The sequence below is a fragment of the Citrobacter sp. Cu231 genome, from assembly GCF_030332265.1.
Taxonomy (GTDB): domain Bacteria; phylum Pseudomonadota; class Gammaproteobacteria; order Enterobacterales; family Enterobacteriaceae; genus Citrobacter; species Citrobacter meridianamericanus.
In genome coordinates this window covers 1-3,542 of sequence record NZ_JAOWIE010000038.1, presented here as the reverse complement: position 1 = coordinate 3,542, position 3,542 = coordinate 1, and the positions used below count along the sequence as shown (strand labels likewise).

3 protein-coding genes and 4 pseudogenes are annotated in these 3,542 nt (G+C 45.2%); 3 read left to right on the top strand and 4 right to left on the bottom strand.

Features of this window, described 5'->3' with window-relative positions:
- A pseudogene (locus OGY15_RS13950) lies at nucleotides 1-564 on the bottom strand (transposase); the annotation flags it as partial.
- 96 nt (nucleotides 565-660) lie between these two features.
- On the opposite strand from OGY15_RS13950, the pseudogene OGY15_RS13945 reads away from it, so the two are divergent.
- Both OGY15_RS13945 and OGY15_RS13940 read left to right on the top strand, forming a co-directional pair.
- Nucleotides 661-774: pseudogene (locus tag OGY15_RS13945) on the top strand (hypothetical protein); the annotation flags it as partial.
- A 142-nt stretch (nucleotides 775-916) separates the two neighbouring features.
- Nucleotides 917-1,127 (top strand): annotated as a pseudogene (locus OGY15_RS13940) (TOTE conflict system archaeo-eukaryotic primase domain-containing protein); the annotation flags it as partial.
- Between the two features lie 145 nt (nucleotides 1,128-1,272).
- On the opposite strand, the gene OGY15_RS13935 reads toward OGY15_RS13940, so the two are convergent.
- The 3 genes from OGY15_RS13935 to OGY15_RS13925 are packed head-to-tail and all read right to left on the bottom strand — an operon-like array spanning nucleotide 1,273 to nucleotide 2,603.
- Entirely contained in the window at nucleotides 1,273-1,701 is a 429-nt protein-coding gene (locus tag OGY15_RS13935) for a DUF417 family protein (protein WP_001296373.1), read from the bottom strand.
- 39 nt (nucleotides 1,702-1,740) lie between these two features.
- On the bottom strand, nucleotides 1,741-2,301 hold the full coding sequence (locus OGY15_RS13930; RefSeq protein ID WP_000109147.1) for a TetR/AcrR family transcriptional regulator: 561 nt from the start codon (nucleotides 2,299-2,301) through the stop codon (nucleotides 1,741-1,743).
- A gap of 41 nt (nucleotides 2,302-2,342) precedes the next feature.
- Entirely contained in the window at nucleotides 2,343-2,603 is a 261-nt protein-coding gene (locus OGY15_RS13925; RefSeq protein ID WP_001110186.1) for a YdgH/BhsA/McbA family protein, read from the bottom strand.
- A gap of 548 nt (nucleotides 2,604-3,151) precedes the next feature.
- Between OGY15_RS13925 and OGY15_RS13920 the strand changes: the two are divergent.
- Nucleotides 3,152-3,460 (top strand): annotated as a pseudogene (locus OGY15_RS13920) (transposase); the annotation flags it as partial.
- Nucleotides 3,461-3,542 lie beyond the last annotated feature (82 nt).

The following is a 3,542-nucleotide window of genomic DNA, read 5'->3' as shown; positions in this document are numbered from 1 at the left end:
GTTCTGCCTGTCTGCGAAGCAGCGCCCATACCCGACGATAACCATACGTGGGCAGCTCTCCGATAACATGGTGTATACGGCGAAGCACATCCGTATCATCCGTGTGACGGCTGCGGCGGCCGTCCTTCCAGTCATCGGCTCGTCTGAGAATGACGTGCAACTGCGCACGCGACACCCGGAGACAACGGCTGACGAAGCTTACTCCCCATCCCCGGGCAATAAGGGCGCGTGCGCTATCCACTTTTTTGCTCGCCCATATTCAACGGCTTCTTTAAGGAGTTCATTTTCCATCGTTTTTTTGCCGAGCAGACGCTGGAGTTCTTTAATCTGCTTCATGGCGGCAGCAAGTTCAGAGGCTGGAACGACCTGTTCTCCGGCAGCCACAGCAGTAAGACTTCCCTCCTGGTATTGCTTACGCCAGAGAAATAACTGGCTGGCTGCCACACCATGTTGCCGGGCAACAAGGGAGACCGTCATTCCCGGTTCAAAGCTCTGCTGAACGATAGCGATCTTTTCCTGTGTAGTACGCCGTCTGCGTTTCTCCGGCCCTAAGACATCAATCATCTGTTCTCCAATGACTAGTCTAAAAACTAGTATTAAGACTATCACTTATTTAAGTGATATTGGTTGTCTGGAGATTCAGGGGGCCAGTCTAACGGTTTACGTTACGCCCTTAGCTACCTGGCTAAACAGGATCAGAAAGAACACGGTATTATTCTGATGCGTAGCAGACTTCCCGAAAAAAGTAACCGCGGCCGACCACGACACAACTGAATTACAGCTGTATTAGAATTAAGTTTCCGTAAGTTGTTGGGAGGTGCTTGAGTTAATAGGCAGCAGAGGGGGCGCTGTAATCAGTGTAGGGGACCCGAATTTCTGCTGTGGTGCTTCAGTGGTTCGGATACAGGTAACGAATATGGTTCATAAATCTGACAGTGATGAATTAGCAGCACTGAGGGAAGACATCACTTGAAGCTTATGGGATTGAATGGCGACGTAAACCGCAGAGTCCTGTGCAGTGCGTTTCCGTATTATCCACGGATGAGAAAGTTGCGTTATTTCGTCGGTTGTTTCGTGGGCGTAGTGATGTATGGGGCCTTCGATGGGAAAGTAAAACTAGCGGAAAATAAAAGTACTCGCCTGCCTACGGACCTTTTTACTCAGGGTATTTTTGTTTTCCATAACGTTGCGTATTAACATGAAGGAGAACGAGGGGGATTAGGTAATCTCTTTCCATGAAAATACGCAAACGTTCATCACCGAAGTGAAAAATCAGTTTTTGATATTTAAATAATTTTTCAAATCATATTTCAGCAGGACACTACCAGCACCTAACAGCAGCACATCTTTGATGACAAAACTGTCAACTTTTCCCAGTTGTGGTAACAGACTTAGTGTGACTAAACCTGTAACAATAACGATAATATCTCCCAGTATGCCAGCAGCAGGCCTGAAGAAGCCGATACTCAGTGCTAGAAAAGTGATAGTTTCTACTATGCCGAGGAAATAGCTCCCCCCATGAACACCAAACATAATGTACAGGATATTCAGCCACGTGGGAGAAATCAGGGGCTTGAGGGCCATCACTTCAAAATCAAACCATTTATAGGTCCCGAAGAGCATAAATATTATAATAACAGACAGGCGAAGAATAACTATGTCATAATCTGATTTAATGTAAACATTAATAAATTTTTTCATTTCATTCTCCGGGTGGAAAATTATATGCACTAAAAAGGATTAAGTACGGGTATCAAGCATTTTAATTAAAGCGTTAACGGTTCCTGAATAGATATCATGTGGTGGAAGTCGATTTAACATCAGTGCCCCCTTTAGTGTAGAACAGACTATAACGGCGAGCTCATCCGGAAGAAGAACTGTTTTGAACTCTCCACTATTCTGCCCGGAGGTGATAATATCTTTAATCATCTGTATCTCCTGATGTGCCAGTTGACTTACAGCCTCCTGTAATTCAGGAGAAAACTGATGGCTGTCGGATAGCATGGCATAAATACCGCACATTTCCCCTCTTTCAGCACAACCAGCAAATGCATCAAGATATGTCCTGAGACGTTGTACACCTGAAGAAACATTATGGAGAGTTATATTAAGTCTATCAAATACTTCTGTTTTGTATTGGCAGTAGGCTATACCAAGATCAGTTTTCCTCGGGAAATGGTGATGAATACTGGCTTTTCTGATACCAATTTCTTTTTCCAGATCTGCGTAACTGAACCCCAAAAATCCGCGTTGCTGGATCAGAGTATCCGTTATGCGAAGTATATTCTCATAAGTAGACACGGCTTTACCTGTTATGTATTAAAGGGACTATTATACATATTTTAGCGATAGATAATGGCAGTTCCATCAAGTTTATTTTTTCCTCCCAATGAAGTGATTCGGAAATGAGAACCTCCTGCCTGCTCCGCTTTGTCTTTAAGCGCAGTTGCCACCTCTTCTGGTGTATATAGATTACCAACAGAAATATAGTCTGACGGCATCAAACCAACAACGTCCTGACGATTAATTTCATCTGCAGCAGTTGCGTAGCCTGTCAGAATGAGACCAAGGGCGACAATGGTAGTGCAGATAACATAATTCATGAGCAATTTCTCTTTATGTTTGCGATACTACACATGCTACCTTCTGATTGGTAGGCTTGCAAGATGGATTTATTTAAAATAAGAGGGATGATTTGTATCAAATTGTTTTGTATTTTTGTGTTTTGTATCACTGAGGTGAAGTTGTAAGATCTGGCCCTCTGCGAGGTTGGCTCTGTCGAAAGGAACAGGTGACGAGAGTTAACATCGTTGCCTTGGCTGCATGGGGGATATGTAGCTACCCCCTGATATTTCCGCCACGGAAGCCAATATGAACAACAATAACAATACGCCTCGTTTCCAGTATGCTTCATGTCGGATATTTTGTAAGCGCTATGTACTTCCCGGGACGCTTATCTTTTAGCCGTAGCTGGTAGTGCAATAAAAGCCTGGCAGCAATCCAGGCCTCTACGTTCTAAGAATCAACTGTCAGTGCAGAGGAATGCGCACGACGCTCTCGTTGTTATTGGCTTTTGCCGTCGCACCGTCGTTTTTCACGGTGACAAACAGCGCGTGCGCTTTGCTATCCGTCTTATATCACTGGTGCTGACAATGTGGATGAGGTCGCCTTTAAAAAAGGACATCGTTATATAACGGTGATCTCCGATCGCGATGGTCGTGCGCTGGCCTTAACGGACGATCGTGGCACAGAGAGCCTCGCCGGCTATCTTCGCACGCTTACTGACGGGCAGTTGCTGGCTATCAAAACGCTCTCAATGGACATGAATGCAGGCTATATAAGAGCAGCGCGTATCCACTTACCCTGTGCGGTTGAGAAAATCGCCTTCGACCGCTTCCATGTAGCAAAGCAACTTGGCGAAGTGGTTGATAAAACCCGTCAGAATGAACGTAAGCGACTCGTCAGAACCGTATTGATATTTACTGAGAGCTCAGATCAACTTTCCAGGGCAACAGATCGCGTACCCGGTTTGCCGGCCAGTC

Excerpts from the sequence above, each read along its gene's own strand:
- OGY15_RS13935 (WP_001296373.1), bottom strand. The coding sequence starts at position 1,701 with ATGAAAAAATTTATTAATGTTTACATTAAATCAGATTATGACATAGTT.
- OGY15_RS13925 (WP_001110186.1), bottom strand. The coding sequence starts at position 2,603 with ATGAATTATGTTATCTGCACTACCATTGTCGCCCTTGGTCTCATTCTG.